The 15,700-nt window shown below is 68.5% G+C and carries 11 protein-coding genes; 2 read left to right on the plus strand and 9 right to left on the minus strand.

All coding sequences use genetic code 11. The annotated features are described in order from the left end of the window. Positions 1 to 911: 911 nt before the first annotated feature. The 6 genes from ABZS58_RS27180 to ABZS58_RS27205 form a co-directional block, all read right to left on the minus strand. Positions 912 to 1,682, minus strand: coding sequence for an FCD domain-containing protein (locus ABZS58_RS27180; protein ID WP_354786031.1), 771 nt, complete (start codon positions 1,680 to 1,682; stop codon positions 912 to 914). A gap of 117 nt (positions 1,683 to 1,799) precedes the next feature. After that, positions 1,800 to 2,144: an L-rhamnose mutarotase gene (locus ABZS58_RS27185; protein WP_354786032.1), complete on the minus strand. Its 345-nt coding sequence runs from the start codon at positions 2,142 to 2,144 to the stop codon at positions 1,800 to 1,802. Further along, complete coding sequence (locus ABZS58_RS27190) at positions 2,141 to 3,328, minus strand: mandelate racemase/muconate lactonizing enzyme family protein (protein ID WP_354786033.1); 1,188 nt, start codon at positions 3,326 to 3,328, stop codon at positions 2,141 to 2,143. Before ABZS58_RS27190 ends, ABZS58_RS27185 begins: the two co-directional genes overlap by 4 nt. A gap of 28 nt (positions 3,329 to 3,356) precedes the next feature. Continuing rightward, positions 3,357 to 4,292, minus strand: coding sequence for a carbohydrate ABC transporter permease (locus tag ABZS58_RS27195; RefSeq protein WP_354786034.1), 936 nt, complete (start codon positions 4,290 to 4,292; stop codon positions 3,357 to 3,359). A 4-nt stretch (positions 4,293 to 4,296) separates the two neighbouring features. Beyond that, positions 4,297 to 5,211: a sugar ABC transporter permease gene (locus tag ABZS58_RS27200; RefSeq protein ID WP_354786035.1), complete on the minus strand. Its 915-nt coding sequence runs from the start codon at positions 5,209 to 5,211 to the stop codon at positions 4,297 to 4,299. Further along, entirely contained in the window at positions 5,208 to 6,518 is a 1,311-nt protein-coding gene (locus tag ABZS58_RS27205; RefSeq protein WP_354786036.1) for an extracellular solute-binding protein, read from the minus strand. The genes ABZS58_RS27200 and ABZS58_RS27205 overlap by 4 nt, the downstream gene beginning before the upstream one ends. A gap of 223 nt (positions 6,519 to 6,741) precedes the next feature. Between ABZS58_RS27205 and ABZS58_RS27210 the strand changes: the two genes are divergently transcribed. Continuing rightward, positions 6,742 to 7,500 (plus strand): FadR/GntR family transcriptional regulator, encoded by a 759-nt coding sequence (locus ABZS58_RS27210; protein ID WP_354786037.1) that lies wholly within the window; start codon positions 6,742 to 6,744, stop codon positions 7,498 to 7,500. Between the two features lie 30 nt (positions 7,501 to 7,530). Here the strand turns inward: ABZS58_RS27210 and ABZS58_RS27215 are convergent, their stop codons facing one another. The 3 genes from ABZS58_RS27215 to ABZS58_RS27225 all read right to left on the minus strand — a co-directional run bounded on the left by ABZS58_RS27215 (position 7,531) and on the right by ABZS58_RS27225 (position 14,616). Further along, positions 7,531 to 9,945, minus strand: coding sequence for a ricin-type beta-trefoil lectin domain protein (locus ABZS58_RS27215; RefSeq protein WP_354786038.1), 2,415 nt, complete (start codon positions 9,943 to 9,945; stop codon positions 7,531 to 7,533). Between the two features lie 108 nt (positions 9,946 to 10,053). Continuing rightward, entirely contained in the window at positions 10,054 to 11,751 is a 1,698-nt protein-coding gene (locus ABZS58_RS27220; RefSeq protein WP_354786039.1) for a ThuA domain-containing protein, read from the minus strand. A 66-nt stretch (positions 11,752 to 11,817) separates the two neighbouring features. Beyond that, positions 11,818 to 14,616 carry a PQQ-dependent sugar dehydrogenase gene (locus ABZS58_RS27225; RefSeq protein ID WP_354786138.1) on the minus strand — a complete coding sequence of 933 codons (2,799 nt, stop codon included), beginning with the start codon at positions 14,614 to 14,616 and terminating at the stop codon, positions 11,818 to 11,820. Positions 14,617 to 15,279: 663 nt separating this feature from the next. Here ABZS58_RS27225 and ABZS58_RS27230 point away from each other — a divergent pair. Further along, positions 15,280 to 15,615, plus strand: a complete 336-nt coding sequence (locus ABZS58_RS27230) for a hypothetical protein (RefSeq protein WP_354786040.1) — start codon at positions 15,280 to 15,282, stop codon at positions 15,613 to 15,615. Positions 15,616 to 15,700 lie beyond the last annotated feature (85 nt).

Genomic DNA, 15,700 nt, shown 5'->3' on the forward strand with positions numbered 1-15,700 from the left:
CTCTACTCCTCTATCGCCCTCCCAACCCCGCCTCCCCCCCGGCTTCCCCCCGCTGGGGGGTGTGACGGCGGCACCTCCCGCCGTCACACCGCCGCGTCGAGACGGAGCATCGTCCAGGACACCGGCGGCAGTTCGGCCCGTACGCCGCCCGTGTCCGGCTCGTACGTGGCGACGGCGGCGACGACCGCGCCTCCCTGCTTCAGGAAACAGCAGTGTCGCGTGAGCGTTCACAGAATCGGCCGGGTGGCGATCTTTACGCGCCGGGTCAGGCCGGCGATCGGCGAGCGTAGAACGACCGCTCACGCTGTGGACCGCGAGGATGCCAGAGCACCCCGGAACATTCAAGAGAGACAACGCCAGAATTCAGTCCGGACCGGGCCGATGCGGTGGACAACCCTCATCTGCGCAGGTGGGCACGGCATGACAATGGCTTGCCCGAAAGTTCACCGGATTGCGGTCCGAAATTTTCGCGACGACTCGGCGTCCCTGGCGGTCATAACAGTTTCCTTGAAAGAATTTGCAGTACGCGCTGGGCCAGATGCTCACGTACTTATTGTTATCCGCGGAGAGACGAGCGAGTCGCCATACCCCAAGGGGCAAAAATAGGGATACGGAAGAGCGGCGATCCCTTGACTTGGTCCTGCCTTTCACGGAGATTGGAAACCCGTGGCACGCCACTCCAGAGCAACCGTCCGCCCATTGCCGCCGCATCATCGCGACGACCGCGCGGGCCGGTTGGCAGAACGTCTTGCGGAAGAGCGTTGAGGATGATCAGGCACTGCGCCGGCGCGGGCTGCACCACGCAGCCGACATACCGGCGTGCCATGCGACACGCCACCCTCACCCGCGGCCCGGTGCCCGAGGCCAGGCCGGAGGAGTCCGGTGCGGCAACAGCCGCCGGTGAGGTGCCGCTACCGGTGCAGCCGGTCAGGATCCGCGCTGTCGCCGCGCCGAACCAGCCACGCGTCCGTGATGTGCGCGAACATCGCCTCCGCCGCGCCCGCTGCATCCTGCGCGGCGATGCGTTCATAGATGCGTCGGTGGCCGCGGTTGGCCTCCTCCCGCAGCGCGCGGTCCGTCCTGCCGACGTAACGGTCGATGTTGGCGACCTGGTGCTGCAGCGACCGCACCACGGCCCGGCCGATCCGGTTGCCGGACGCCTGCATGACGACATCGTGGAAGGCGGCGTCGTGCTCGTGGAAGGTGTCGGCGTTACCCACGGTTTCGTCCATGAGCTCCACGAAAGCGAGCATCCGCTGCAACGCCTGCTCGTCGGCGAGCCGAGCGGCCACGTTCGCCATGTCGGACTCCAGGAGCCGGCGGGTCACCACCACGTCGTCGAGGACCGTCAGGTCTTCGTCCACGGCGATCGCGGCGGCGAGCACCAGCTCGTCCAGCAGGTCCCACATCGCCGGCGGGTTGACGACCGTGCCGCTGCCCTGCCGGACCTGGACCAGCCCCTTCTCCTGCAGGATCTTCACGCTCTCGCGCACCACGGTCCGGCTGACGGAATACGTCTCGCACAGCACGGGCTCCGGAGGCAGTGCGCTGCCCGGCTCGTAGGTCCCGCCGACGATGCGCTCCACCAGCTCGGCGGTGAGCGCCTTCGCAAGGCTGGCGGGTCCTCGAACCCACCCAGGAGGTGGTGACCCATTTACGGTCGAATGCTGTGATGCCGTCATGTGCCCTCCGCCGACCCGCCGCGGCCAGGTGCTGCGGGTCGGCCAGAGTCTACCGAGCGACGCGGGCGCATGTGACGTCCCGCTCGCCGCTTCGGCATGCCCGACACGCCTGGCCCCTCACGGCAGATGCCAGACCTCCTCGAGCGGCTGCCACAGCGCACCGGGAGTCCGCTCCTCGACGATGCGGGTCTGGCACGGGTCAGTGTACGTCCACCACTCACGGCTCACCGGGTCCTCCGCGACGCGGCCCAGGTCAGCGGCGTGATCGTCGCCGACGTACTCGTAGTAGGCGAACAGCACATCACCGACGATGAAGATCGAGTAGTTGGTGATGTGCGCGTCACGCAGCGTCTGCTCGACCTGCTGCCACACGTTGCGGTGCAGTCGCAGGTACTCCTCCCGCCGCTCTGGGCGGACGCCGACAATGAACGCGTGCCGCTCGACCCGCCGCTGCGCGCTCACCGGCCCACCCGATCGGCCGCCGGCACGGGCCGACGCTCCTCGCCGCGGACCTCAGGGATGATCCTCAACCCGGCGCGGGACGGCCGGACGTGCGGTCCGGCGACCGCGACCGGCGGGCTCGCGACCTGCAGGGCGACGATGCGCGCCTCGTCGACGCGGATGCCCAGGCCGGGCTCGTCGCCGAGCACGATGCCGCCGTCCTCGTACTGCTGGTCGACGGTGAGGCCGATCGGTGAGGAGACGTCCTGCACCTCGAAGGCAAGATGATTGGGAACGGCCGCGGCGGCGTGCGCCGACGGGTTGGCGTGGTATGCCACCGCACTGACCGGCAGGTCGTGTCCGTGCGCGAGCGCGGCCACCCGCAGGAAGTGGGTGATGCCCCAGACGTTGCCGACCTGGACGATGTCGACGGCGTCGGCGTCCAGCAGCGGCCGGTACTGCTCCAGGCCCGTGAGGTTCTCCCCCGTGGCCACGGCGGCCCGGATGCCGCGGCGGACCGCGGCGAGCCCTGCGGCGTCCCAGCGGCGCACTGGCTCCTCGATCCAGGTGAGGTCGACGCCACGTTCCAGCGCCGTCACGAACCGTACCGCCTGTGTGCGATTCCATGATTCGTTGGCGTCGAACATGAGGGCCGGCTGCGCCGAGTTGCGTCGCAGCACCTCGTGCAGCGCTTCGAGCCTGCGCAGGTCCCGCTGGACGTCGTGGCCGCCCTTGAGTTTGGCGGCGCTGAACCCCCGGTCGGCGAACTTCTCGTACAGGCGGACCAGGGCGTCGTCGTCCAGGGCGATGTCCAGCCCGGAGGCGTAGCCGGGCACGAACCGGTCCAACGCGCCCAACGTGCGCCACAGAGGCTCACCGGCGGCCTTCGCCTTGAGATCCCACAGCGCCATGTCGATCGCGCCGATGGCACCGAACGTGGCGCCCGCGTGCCCGGTCTTGAACACCCAGTTCAGCATCCGGTCGTACAGGGCCGAAACGGCCCGCGGGTCCTCGCCCTCGACGGCGCCGAAGACCCGGTCGATGTCCCCGTGCTGGCCGAGCCCGATGCCCTCCAGCCCCGTGTCGGTCTCCAGGATCAGCACGTGCACGTCGGTACGCGGCTCCGACATCACCCCATTGGCGTCGCCGATCAGCCGCCCCCAGTCATGTTTCGTCGTCAGGCTGCGGTATCCGGTGACTTTCACACGTGCTCCTTCGCGGCATAGTTCGGTTTCACTCTTTGGTGCCTCCCGCCGTCATGCCCGCGACCAGGAACCGCTGGGCGAACACGAAGACGATCAGCACCGGCAGCACGGACACGACGGTCGCCAGGGCGAGCGTCGGCAGCTGCACCGACTGGGCACCGGCGGAACTGGGGTTGAACGCCGGCGTTGAGGCGAGCAGCGACGTCAGGCCGACCTGGACCGGGTAGCCGTCGCTGGACGGCAGCATCACGAAGGGCAGGAAGAAGTTGTTCCAGCTCTGCACGAAGCTGAAGAAGGCGACCAGAGCGACGATCGGGGTCGCCAGCGGCAGCGCGACCTTGGTGAAGACCTCGAGTTCCGAGCATCCGTCGATGCGCGCCGCGGCGAGCAGGTCCCGCGGGACGCTGGTGGAGAAGTAGATGTAGGTGAGGTACACCCCGAACGGGAAGAACGACATGGGCAGGATCACCGACAGCGGGCTGCCGATCAACCCGACCACGTTGAGTTCGAGGAAGATCGGCAGCACGAGCGCGGTGTTCGGGATGAGCATGACGATCAGCGTCAGCACCAGCAGCGAGCGGCGGAACCGGAAGTCGGTCATCGCCATGGCGTAGCCGGCAGGGATGCTCGCGATGAGCGTGATCACCAGGGCGCCCACCGCGTACAGTGCGGAGTTGCCGACCCACGCGGTCACCGCACCGTCCTGGAAGTCGAACAGTTGACGCCAGTTGCCGGCCAGGTCGGCCGGGGTGCCGGGCAGGAACGGGCTGCCGACGAGGAGCTCGTGCGCCGACTTCGTCGTGGCCAGCAGCAGCCAGACGATCGGGATGACGAAGAACAGCACGAAGACGGTGAGCACGACCGCGACGAGCGCGCGGCCCGCGCCGCCGCCGGCACCGGAGCGGTGACCCGTGGCAGGTCCGGCCGGCACCTGACGCGGTCGCCGGATGAGCACTGTCGCCATTGGCTCAGCCCCTTTCGAACAGGCCACCGCGCGTCACGAAGACGGCCGACAACGCGAGGGCGATGACGAGCAGCAGCAGCGAGATGGCGGCGGAGGCGTTGAAGTCGTTCTGCTGGAACGCGTACAGGTACGCGAGCTGGTTGAGCGAGTAGTCGTTGGGCACGATCGCGTTGCTGGCCTGCGACAGCAGTTGCGGCTCGACGAACAGCTGCGTGCCGGCGGCGAGCGACATGATGCCCATGTACGAGATCCATTTGCGCAGCAGCGGCAGCTGGATGCGCCAGGCGATCTGCACCGGCCCGGCGCCGTCGATGCGCGCCGCCTCGATCACCTCGGAGCTGATGTTGTTGAGCGCGCCGTACATGATGACGATCCAGCCGCCCGCGCCGGTCCAGAACGCGATGACGGCGAAGATGAGTGGCAGGTGTCCGGGTGCGATGACCTGGTTGAAGCTGTCGAACCCGAACAGCCGCAGCAGCCCTGAAACCGGGCTGGCGGTCGGGTCGAGCACGAACAGCCACAGCAGCACGCTGGAGGCGCCGGCGACCGCGCCCGGCAGGTAGAACACCAGCCGGAGGGTGCGGCTCAGCCAGCGGGCACCGACGGCGTGCACCACGATCGCCAGGAACGTCACCAGGACCACCAGCGAGATCAGCCAGATCGCCAGGTACCAGGCGACGTGCCCGACGGCGGGCAGGAACCGGAAGTCGCCGACGACCTTGGTGAAGTTGGTGATGCCGGCGAAGGTGCCGTCGCCGTTGGTGAACGCGAGATAGAGGGCGTAGGCGGCCGGCAGTATGCCGAAGGCGATCGCGAGCACGGCGTAGGGCGCGACGAAGGCGTAGCTGACCGCGCTGCGGTGCTGCGTCGGGCGGGGCCGCCCGCCCGGTCGGCGGGCGGCCTCGTATGCCATTGTCATGTGACGGTGTATCCGTCGACCTGGGCCTGGTTCTTGATGGCGGTCTGCCACTCAGGGAGCAGACCGACCAGGCTCTTGCCGCTGACGATCGCGGGGGTGACGGTCTTGGCCCAGATGGCCTCCTGGCTGAAGATGCCCGAGCCCCACCCGCTCCAGATCTGCGACCCGGCCTTGACCATCGCCTGCAGGTCGGTGGCGTAGTAGCCGCTCGACTCCTGCTTCTTGATCCATTTGTCGGCGGCGGGCGCGTACGCGGGATACCCCGGTGCGACGTTCACCTGGTAGTCGTCGGCGGTGGTGACGAACTCGACGAACTTCTGCGCAGTCTTGAGGTTCTTGGAGTGGCTGCTGATGAACCAGGTGGCGCCGCCGACGTTGCCGGTCGCCGCCTCCTCACCCTTCCACGCCAGCGGCGCGGCCACGCCGAGCTGCCCCTTCGGGACGTTGAGCGACTGCGGGTTGTTGAAGATGGCGCCGGCGTACCAGGCCGGGCCCGGCATCAGCAGCACCTTGTTCGCGTAGTTCTTCACGAACTCGGGAGAGAAGACGCTGACGGTGGGCACCGTGCCGTTCTTGATCAGGGTGTCCAGCATCGCGGCGGCACGCTTGCATTCCGTGGTGCCGGTGTTGACGGTCACCGTCTTCGGTCCGGTGATGCCGTTGGCCTGGCACTTGCTGCTCCAGAGGAAGATCTCCGGGGTGAACGCGTCGCCGGCGGCGCCCACGATGTAGCCGGGGTGCTCGCGGGCCACCTTCTCGCCGAGGACCTGGTAGTCCTCCCAGGTGGTCGGCAGGGTGTAGCCGAACTGGTCCAGCAGTGCCTTGTTGTGCCAGAGCACCACCTGGGCGAGGTCGTTGCGCAGGCAGTACACCTTGCCTTCGACGGTGCACGGGTTGAGCGCGCCGGCGGTGAACCGGTCCATTGTCTCTTTGGCGACGAGACCCTGGTTGAGGACGGCGGCGAAGGCCTGCTTGCCGTTGCTCTGCTGGCTGGCCCAGGCCGCGTCGTTGTTCTGCGTGGAGAAGACCACGTCGGGCCAGCCGCTGCCGGCGCGGTCGAACAGCTGCATCTTGGTGCGGAACGAGTTCGATCCGTTCGCCGACCCGTCGTAGGTGACGGCCTCCAGTTGCACGTCGGGGTTGGCCTTCTTGAACGCGTCGACTGCCGAGGACCGGTCGGCGTCTACCCATACGGTGATCTTCGCCTTGTCGTCCTGAGCCGCCTGCGGAAACCCGTAGGAACCGGAGGTTGTGCCGCTGTCGCTCCCGCAGGCCGAAACGGTGAGGGTGAGAGCCAGTGCCGCCACACCGGCCCATCGCCGGGCCTGTCCGTGCTGTGCCTTTCCAACCATATTCGCGTCCCTTGTGTCGAAGACTGTGAGACCCACCGATGCGTTGGGCCCAAAATATAGGGCATACGTATGACGTCTGCAAGCGCCGTAACATATTCGTATTACGTCTGACGTCATGAGTTCCATATACTCGAGTGGCGTCGCGTCGCAGTGCACGCCACGGAGCACGGGAGGCACTATGACGGGATCGCAGATGGCCGCACCATCACCGGCCTGGACACGGCGGCCGGCGAACCTCGCCAGGGCCATCACCGCCGAGCTGGTGGGCCGGATCGTGCGCGGACTGCACCTGCCGGGCACGCCGCTGCCGCCGGAGCCCGCGCTGTGCGAGACGTTCTCGGTGAGCCGCACCGTGGTCCGGGAGGCGGTGAAGCTGTTGCAGGAAAAGGGGCTGGTGCAGGTCCGCCAGGGCAGCGGCACCATCGTCACACCGCCGGGCACCTGGAACATGCTCGACGAGCTCGTGCTCGCCGCGAGCATCGCCGAGGACGACACGCTCAACGTCCTGGACGATGTCGTCGTCACCCGGCGGCTGCTGGAGTCCGACATGGCCGGTGAAGCCACCCGGCGCGCCGGTCAGGACACGGTCGACCAGCTCCGGGCCCTTGTGGACCGCATGGACGAGCTCGTCGGCGACCGTGTCACGTACGAGGAGCACGATCGCACCTTCCACGACATCGTCATGCACGCATCCGGCAACCGCATCGCCCGCGGAGTGGTGAAGGCACTGCAGAGCCAGGTCATCCACACCGCGCGGTACGTGGGGCGCACCGAACGGGCCTTGTGCGTGGCGTCGAACCTGGGTCATCGGCGCGTGTACGAACGCATCGCCGCGCACGACCCGGCCGGCGCCGCGGAGGCGATGTTCGCGCACATCACCGATGCCTGGCTGGCCCGCCGTGGTGGGCCGGGCGACGCGCTGCGGCTGCAACGGTGAGTCACCCGGCCCGCGACCGTGGGCCGACGGCTACGACGTGACCTTGCTCCACTGCTGGTTGGTGGCGCCGAGGCAGTCCCAGATCTGGACCTTCGTGCCGTTGGCGGTGCCGAAGGCGCTGACGTCCAGGCACTTGTTCGCCCCGACCGCCGTGACGCTGCCGTTGCTGTTGAGCCGGAACTGCTGATTGGTCTGGCCGTTGCAGTCCCAGATGTCCACCGCGGTGCCGTTGGCGGTGCCGCGGCCGAGCACGTCGAGACACTTGCTGCCGTTGTACAGGCGCAGCTCACCGGTGGCCGTCAGCGTGAGCCGCTGGTTGGTGCCGCCGTGACAGTCCCAGATCTGCGCGAGGGCGCCGTTGCTCTGCGAGGCCCCGGCAATGTCCAGGCACCGGGCGGACGCCTGGCCGCGCAGCGCGAATGTGTCCGCCGGCTGTTGGGTGCCCTGGACGCCGGCCGCGGCCATGACCGTCCGGGCGCCGGTCGGCCAGTTGCCGCCGCTCACCACGACCGTGCCGCTGTTGGTGTTGCCCCGGGTGCCGGTCTTGACGTTGCTGCCGTTGTTCGTGGTCCAGTTGTTGGTCAGGGTCAGGTTGCCGGTGTTGTTGTTCGCCCACTCCTGGGTGTACGCCCAGGTTCCGGTGTTGTCGAAGACGTTGTTCGCTGCGGAGACGTAGCGCGAACCCTCGTCGAAGTACAGGCCGAGCCAGCCGTTGCTGTTGCGGAAGTAGTTCTCGTTGACGGTCGTGCCGGGGCTCGCCGAGAGGTGGTAGAACGCGCCGGCGTCCGTCATCTGCTGGACCACGTCGTGCACGAAGTTCGCCGTGACCCGGTTGTTCGCCGCGATGGTGGCCGTGGTGTACCGGGGCTGGTAGTTGTACAGCCCCCGGTCGGTGTAGTCCTGGCTGCCGCCCGCGTCGTTGGCACCCCACCCGTAGCCCAGGGCGATCCCGGAATAGGGCAGGTTGTACAGCTCGTTGTGCGCCATCGTCGAGCCGGCCGTGTAGGTCATGAGCAACCCGACGTGGCTGCGGTACTCGGTGGCGACGTCGTGGACGACGTTGTTGCTGACGGTGATGTTGCTGTTGGTCATCCGGCTGTCGCCGGGGTGGTGCGCGTCGGCCTGGACACCGCCGGCGATGACGGCTCCGGCCGACGTGTACTCGAACACGTTGCCGGTCACCGCGATGTCGCGGGCGCCGAGCCCGACACCGGTGCCGTGCGCGTTGGCGTCGTTGCCGATGCCGAGACCGACCTGGCCGAGGTTGGTGAACCGGTTGCCCGTGAAGGACACGGTGTTGGCCGCGGACACCTGCACCGCGGCCGGCATCTGCCGCCAGGCGGGGCGGGTCGCCTCGAAGAGCTGGCAGCCGGACTGGCACGAGGTGAGCGCGTCGGCCGGGCGGTTCCAGGTGCCGTACATGTACGCGCCGGTCTGCTGGTCGGCGTATCCCTGGTTGCTGCTGGGCTGCAGCCAGCTGGTGCCGGAGAACTGCAGGCCGGAGAATGTCAGGTGGTGGGCCGGCGCCGCGTAGGTGCCACCGACGCGCAGCAGCGATTCCAGCCGCGGCAGTTGGACATCGACGGTGGCCATGTTCTGTCCGGACAGCGGCTTGTAGTACAGCGCGCCGGCCGCGGTGTCCAGGTACCACTCTCCCCCGGCGTCCAGGAACTCACGGGCGTTCACCAGATACATCGGCCCGCTGCGGAACGGCCTGGTGAGCGTGTCGTAGCCCCAGGCGTTGTTGTTCCACGCGGGCTGCTGCATGGTGAGCGTGTTGTTGCTGATCGCCTGTACCGGCACGTACCGGTCGGTGAACGAGTTGACCGACTCCACCTCGACCCGGCTCTTGTTGGCGAGGTTGTTGAGGTAGGACAGCGCCCCGTTGGTGAAGCTGAGCCCGGTCGCCGAGGCGGTGAAGTCCGCGCGGTTGACCTGGGTGCGGGCCCTGGTGGCGATGCGGCCGTCGACGTAGAGCTGGCGGGTGTCGAAACCGGTGCCGACGTCGGCCCGCCAGATGTTCTGGGCGGAGTCCGACACGGTCCATCCGGTGATCTTCTGCGCGCCGGAGATGATCGGGCGGGTCCCGGCGGCGGCCTGCCAGACGACGGTATTGCCGTTGGTGCCGGAATCGGCGGCGGTGAAGGTGAGCGGCGCGCTGAGGGTGTACGTGCCGCCGGCGAGCTGCACGACGATGTCGCCGGTCATGTTCGCTGCGCTCGCCCTGACGGCCGTCTGCGCCTGCGACAGCGAGCACGGCTGGGCTGCGGTGCAGGCGGTGCCGGAGCCGGTGGGCGCGGCGTACAGCGTCTGCATGACGGCGGCTGCGGCGGGCGGCGGCAGGACCGCCACGCCGCCGGCGATGAGGACGGCGGCGGCGGTTCTGGCGAGCGCGGCGGTCCTGCCTGGCGGCCGTGGTGATGGGTGGGCTGGTCTCAGCGGCATGAGGAAGCTCCTTCAGGGGTGTGCGAAACATAATAGGTATGACGTCTCATGAATGCTAGAGGGGGCGGCCGGTCATCCGGCCGCCCCCTCGGTGTGGGACGGGTCAGGTCAGGGCAGGGTCCATTTCTGGTTCGCCGCACCGGAGATGCAGGTCCACAGGTGCACGACCGTGCCGTCGGCGGAGCTGTTGCCCGACACGTCCAGGCACTTGCCCGACTGCGCGTTGCGCAGGGTGCCGTCCGACTGCGCCGCCCAGTTCTGGTTGCCGCCGCCGTTGCACGTCCACAACTGCACCTTCGCGCCGTTCGCCGTGCTGCCGCCGTTGACGTCCAGGCACTTGCCGAGGGCCTTGAGCGTCTGACCGGAGCGCGTCCATGTCTGCGCCGCGTTGCCCTGGCACGTGTACAGCTGGATCTGCGTGCCGTCGGCCGAGCTCCCGCCACGCACGTCGAGGCACTTGCCGGCCAGGCCCTTGACCGGGCCGACGCCGGACGGCTGGGTGCCGAGCTCCTTGATCCGGATGTTGCGGAAGGCGGCCACGTCACCGGTGCCGTGGTTCTGGACGCCGATGTACCCGTCGAGGTTACGGTTCGGATCGGTGTTGGTGAAGTCGTTGATCAGACTGCCGTTGAGGTACACCCTGATCCGCTGCCCCTCCACGAGCACCTCGAAGGTGTTCCACTCCCCCGCGGGGTTCAGCGCCGCGTCCCGGGCGGCGATGTCGGCGGACTTGACCCCGTAGATCGCGCCGGTGGTGCGGTCCGCGGAGTCCGTGGCGTCGATCTGGATCTCATAACCCTGGTTCATCGCGACGTTCGGGTCGTTGCCCGGGTTGGGGAATCCCACCTGAACCCCGGAGTTGCTGTCGCCGGTGAGCCGCCAGTCCGCCTTCAGCGAGTAGGAGGCGTACTGCCGGGCGTTGTACCAGAGCAGGCCGAGCCCGCCCGTGGAGGTGAGAGTGGCATCGCTGTTGGTGAATCCGCCGGGGCCCGCCTGCGCCCAGCCGGTGGTCGAGCCGTTGTACAGCGTCGTGTACCCGCTCTCGGGCCGGCAGTCGGCCTGGGCCCGCTTGGCCGCGTACCGGATGCCGCCGAGCAGCTGGGCGCGCAATGCCGACTCCGCGTAGGACGCCTGGCTGTGCCCGAGGCCCGTGTAGAACGACCGGCCGCTGTCGATCGTCTTGCACCAGGTGATCGGGTGGTCGGCGCCCATCGAGCCGCCGGAATACGACGACTCGTCCAGCGTGGCGAGCACCCGGGCCCCTGCGCGCGGGTTCGTCCGGTAGTTGTACAGCTCGTCTGTTCGGGTCCAGGTCTGCGGAAGGTGCGCCGTGGCCGGGTGGGCCCGGTTCTCGACCTTGACGTTCGCCTGCTGGATCGCCGGGTGCGATGCGAAGTACGCGCCGACCAGCGTGCCGTAGAAAGACCAGTCGTACTCGGTGTCGGCGGCGGAGTGCACGCCGACGTAGCCGCCGCCGGCGCGGATGTAGGACTCGAACGCGGTCTGCTGCGTGGTGTTGAGCACGTCGCCGGTGGTGCTGAGGAAGACCACGGTCTCGTACTGGGCGAGGTTCGTGGCGGTGAACGCGGCGGCGTCCTCGGTCGCGGTGACGGTGAAGTTGTTCGCCGCGCCCAGGTCCCGGATCGCCTGGATCCCGGCCGGGATCGAGTCGTGCCGGAAGCCGGCGGTCTTGGAGAAGACGAGGACGTCGTACGGCACGTCGGCGGCCGATGCCGGCTGCGAAGTGGCGAGGGAGCCGGCGGCGAGGGCCAGGACGGCGCCCGCACCGGCGAGAAGTCTGCGCATGGTTCCTCCGGTTTCGGAAGTTGGGGCTGGGCCGCCCGCATCCACGGGCGGCCCGGGATCGTCAGGTCAGGGCAGGGTCCATTTCTGGTTCGCAGCGCCGGAGATGCAGGTCCACAGGTGCACGACCGTGCCGTCGGCGGAGTTGTTGCCCGACACGTCCAGGCACTTGCCCGACTGCGCGTTGCGCAGCGTGCCGTCCGACTGCGCCGCCCAGTTCTGGTTGCCGCCGCCGTTGCACGTCCACAACTGCACCTTCGCGCCGTCCGCGGCTGAGCCGCCGTTGACGTCAAGGCACTTGCCGAACGCCCGCAGTGTCTGGCCGTTGCGCGTCCATGTCTGCCCGGCACTGCCCGAGCAGGTGGAGAGCTGGATCTGCGTACCGTCCGTCGAAGCGCCGCCGCGCACGTCGAGGCACTTGCCGGCCAGGCCCTTGACCGGGCCGACGCCGGACGGCGCGGTGCCGGTGCCGAAGGTGAAGCTGTCCACGTCGAACAACAGCCCGGTGCCGCTGCCGGCGAACGTCAGGTAGAGCGACGTGGTCCCGGTAGGTGCGCCGGAGATCGCCGCCGTGACGGTCGTGAACGTCTCCCACGAGCCCGTTACCGGGATTGTCGCGGAGCCGATGACGGTGCCGGTCGGCGAGCCCGTGCGGACCTGCACGGTGCCACCGGCGCCCGCGGAGGACGCGCGGACCTGGACCGAGGTGGCGTTGTTCAGCTTGTACGGGTCGAAGGAGATCCAGTCGCCGTTGTGGATGTCGCCGACGGTCTTGCCACCCTCGGCCGTCGTCTTGGAGTACTGGCTGACGCCGGAGGAGCTCTTGTAGTGCTCCGCCTGGCGGTGCCGCGGCTGGAGGATGTTCTGCGCGTGGACGGTCAGCCCGCCGTTGTCGGTGTATTGCGCGTCGAAGACCGGGAAGATGTTCGCCGCGTCGTCGTGCTCACCGTCGACCGGGATGTTGATCGTGCCGGAGCAGCCGGTCTGCGAGGTGATCTGGTGCGCGTGCTGGTCGTGACCGAGCACGTAGGTCATGGTGACCTTCGAGCAGTCGATCGCCCCGTCCTCGGGGTCGGTGACCGTCACGCTCCACGGCACGCTGTCGCCGAAGGAGACCAGCTGTCCGGCCGACGGCGTGTTGACCACGACGGTGGGTGCGGTGTTGCCGACGCTGATCTGCACGCCGGCCGATCCGGTGGCGCCCTGCGGGTCGCGCACCGTCAGCGTGGCGCTGTAGGTGCCGTTGGTGGTGTAGGTCTTCGTCGGGTTCGCCGCGGTCGAGGTGGTGCCGTCGCCGAACGCCCACGAGTAGCTCAGCGTGCCGCCCTCCGGGTCGCTGCTGCCCGCGGAGGAGAAGTTCACCGTCAGCGGCGCGGCGCCGGATGTCGTGCTGGCACCGGCGACCGCGGTCGGTGCCCGGTTGTTGCCGCTGCCGACGTAGTCGAAGCGGTACAGCGCCGAGTTCGCGTCGCCGTTGCCGAAGCCCGCGCCGTAGTCCAGGACGTACAGTGCGCCGTCGGGACCGAACTGCATGTCCATGACCTGCTTGCCGACCCACGGGAACGTGTCGATCGCGCCCCGGGTGCCGTCGCTGTTGACGACGATCGGCTTGATCCAGCCGCGGCCGAACTCGCCGGCGAAGAACTTGCCATCCAGCGACTGCGGGAACTTCGTCGCCGATGGGTTGTTCGCGTCGTAGCGGTACACCGGACCGGCCATCGGCGACTCGGAGCCGCTGCCGAACTCCGACGGGCTGCCCGCGTCGCCCGCGTACCGGATCCACGCCGCACGGGCCGGCGGTAGGGTCTGCTGGCCGGTGTTGCGGAACGAGTTGTTCGTCGGCCCACCCGAGCAGTTGAACTTGGCGCCGGTGCTGTTGGTGGCGAAGTTCCACTCGTTGTAGGTCTCGCTGGTGCTGTTGCTGCCGGTGCAGTACGGCCAGCCGTAGTTGCCGGGCGACGTGATCCGGTTGAACTCGACCTGCCCGGACGGGCCGCGGTTGGCGCTGGTGGTGCCGGCGTCGGGGCCGTAGTCGCCCACGTAGACGATGCCGGTGGCCTTGTCGACGCTCATCCGGAACGGGTTGCGGAAGCCCATCGCGTAGATCTCGGGCCGGGTGTTGGCGGTGCCCGGCGCGAACAGGTTGCCCGACGGGACGCTGTACGTGCCGTTGACGTTGACCTTGATCCGCAGGATCTTGCCCCGCAGGTCGTTGGTGTTGCCCGCAGACCGCTGCGCGTCGTACGCCGGGTTGCGGTTCGTCCGCTCATCCAGCGGCGAGTAGCCCGCGGAGTCGAACGGGTTGGAGTCGTCACCGGTCGACAGGTACAGGTTGCCGGCCGCGTCGAAATCGATGTCGCCGCCGACGTGGCAGCAGATGCCCCGGTTGGCGGGCACGTCCAGGACGTTGACCTGGCTGCTCATGTTGACCGTGAAATCGGAGTTCAACGTGAACCGGGACAAGCGGTTGACCCCGGCCCATGTCGCCCACGTCGCGTCCGTGCCGGTGGCCGGCGCATCACCCGAGGGCGTGCTCAGTGGCGGCGCGTGGTACAGGTAGATGTAGCGGTTGCTGGCGAAGTTCGGGTCTGCCGCGACGCCCTGCAGGCCTTCCTCGTCGTGGGTGTAGACGGGGATGTTGGCGATCACGCTCGTGGTGCCGTTGGCGTCGGTACGACGCAGCGTGCCGTTGCGGGCGGTGTGCAGGACCGAGCGGTCGGGCAGGACCGAGATCGTCAGCGGCTCGCCGACCTCGGAGAGCCCCTTGGCGAGGGTCACTTGCTGAAAGTCTGCGGCATTGATGGCCGCGGAGGCCGGCGTGGGTGTGGCGGCGACGGCCGTGAAACTTCCAGCGGCCAGCGCGAGCATCACCGCCGCCGCGCCTCGTCGGTATCGGGGTGGTGTTCGGTACATAGGAACCCTCCTGACAAGTGCGGGTCAGATGGGCGCGCGCCGCCGCGCCGGTTGCCATGCATCGATGCCGCCACGCCGGACGGACGGCGGCCACGACCCGGCGGTCATCGATACATCGAGGCACGTTACATGATTGACGACATACGTCATATGTTTGTAGCGTGACCGAAATACCACCCCCGGCGTCAAGGAGCGTCACGATGATCGACGCCAGGCGGAAGCCCGTCGCAGCCGATGCCGCTGTCACGACAATGCCGTGGATGACCTTCGACGGGTCCGGGGCCGCGCCACCGGCGGAGGTCGGTGCCGCCGGTGACCTGGCGTCGCCGTGCACGGAGCGCCGGCCCCGATCGGCAACGGGCGCCCAGCGCCACGGCGTTCGCGACGCCGACAGCACGGCCGGTCCGCGGCGTCATCGTTGATCGGCGAATTTCTGTTATCTGCGGACGGTGCAAATGGCCGCCCTGACCAAATCCGGGCTGCCGCTTGACGAGACGGTCGATCATCGGTGAAAGTCAACGGCCACGCGGACCCCGAGCCCTTGGGCAGTGCCTGGAAAGGACAGCCGCCAGCCGTCACCTGCGGCCGGAAAACTGGTTCTGTGACTGCGATGTGACGATGCGAACTGCCAACCGGAACGAATCTGACCTCGTGCTCGCGGCACAGGCCGGAGACCCACGGGCCCTGGACGACCTCGTCGCGGCCGGCCTGCCGCTGGCATACAGCATCGTGCGCCGCGCGCTGGACGGTCACTCGGACGCCGACGACGCCGTGCAGGACACCGTTCTGCCCGCGCGCCGGCGCGGCGGCGGGCATCACCCTGCTCGAGGCGCAGATCTATCCCGGGTGGTACGGCCCCGCCGGGGCGACCAACTCTGGGTCGATCAGGCCAACGGCACCCCAGCGTTCTGGGCCGAGAACTCGTTCCGGGTGCGGCCCGCCCTGGTCGGCTGACCCCTTCTGCGAGGGGCGACCGTCGCCGCGATCCGTGTTGACTGAATACGTCATACGAGTTACGTTTTCGCGGTCCACGAGCCCG

It is taken from the genome of Dactylosporangium sp. NPDC005555 (assembly GCF_040605635.1).
GTDB lineage: Bacteria > Actinomycetota > Actinomycetes > Mycobacteriales > Micromonosporaceae > Dactylosporangium.

What these genes read in the sequence shown, in the direction of transcription:
- ABZS58_RS27225 (WP_354786138.1), bottom strand. Translation starts at nt 14,616, where the DNA reads ATGCTCGCGCTGGCCGCTGGAAGTTTCACGGCCGTCGCCGCCACACCC.
- ABZS58_RS27220 (WP_354786039.1), bottom strand. Translation starts at nt 11,751, where the DNA reads ATGCGCAGACTTCTCGCCGGTGCGGGCGCCGTCCTGGCCCTCGCCGCC.
- ABZS58_RS27195 (WP_354786034.1), bottom strand. Translation starts at nt 4,292, where the DNA reads ATGGCGACAGTGCTCATCCGGCGACCGCGTCAGGTGCCGGCCGGACCT.
- ABZS58_RS27215 (WP_354786038.1), bottom strand. Translation starts at nt 9,945, where the DNA reads ATGCCGCTGAGACCAGCCCACCCATCACCACGGCCGCCAGGCAGGACC.
- ABZS58_RS27230 (WP_354786040.1), top strand. Translation starts at nt 15,280, where the DNA reads ATGCGAACTGCCAACCGGAACGAATCTGACCTCGTGCTCGCGGCACAG.
- ABZS58_RS27210 (WP_354786037.1), top strand. Translation starts at nt 6,742, where the DNA reads ATGACGGGATCGCAGATGGCCGCACCATCACCGGCCTGGACACGGCGG.
- ABZS58_RS27200 (WP_354786035.1), bottom strand. Translation starts at nt 5,211, where the DNA reads ATGACAATGGCATACGAGGCCGCCCGCCGACCGGGCGGGCGGCCCCGC.
- ABZS58_RS27180 (WP_354786031.1), bottom strand. Translation starts at nt 1,682, where the DNA reads ATGACGGCATCACAGCATTCGACCGTAAATGGGTCACCACCTCCTGGG.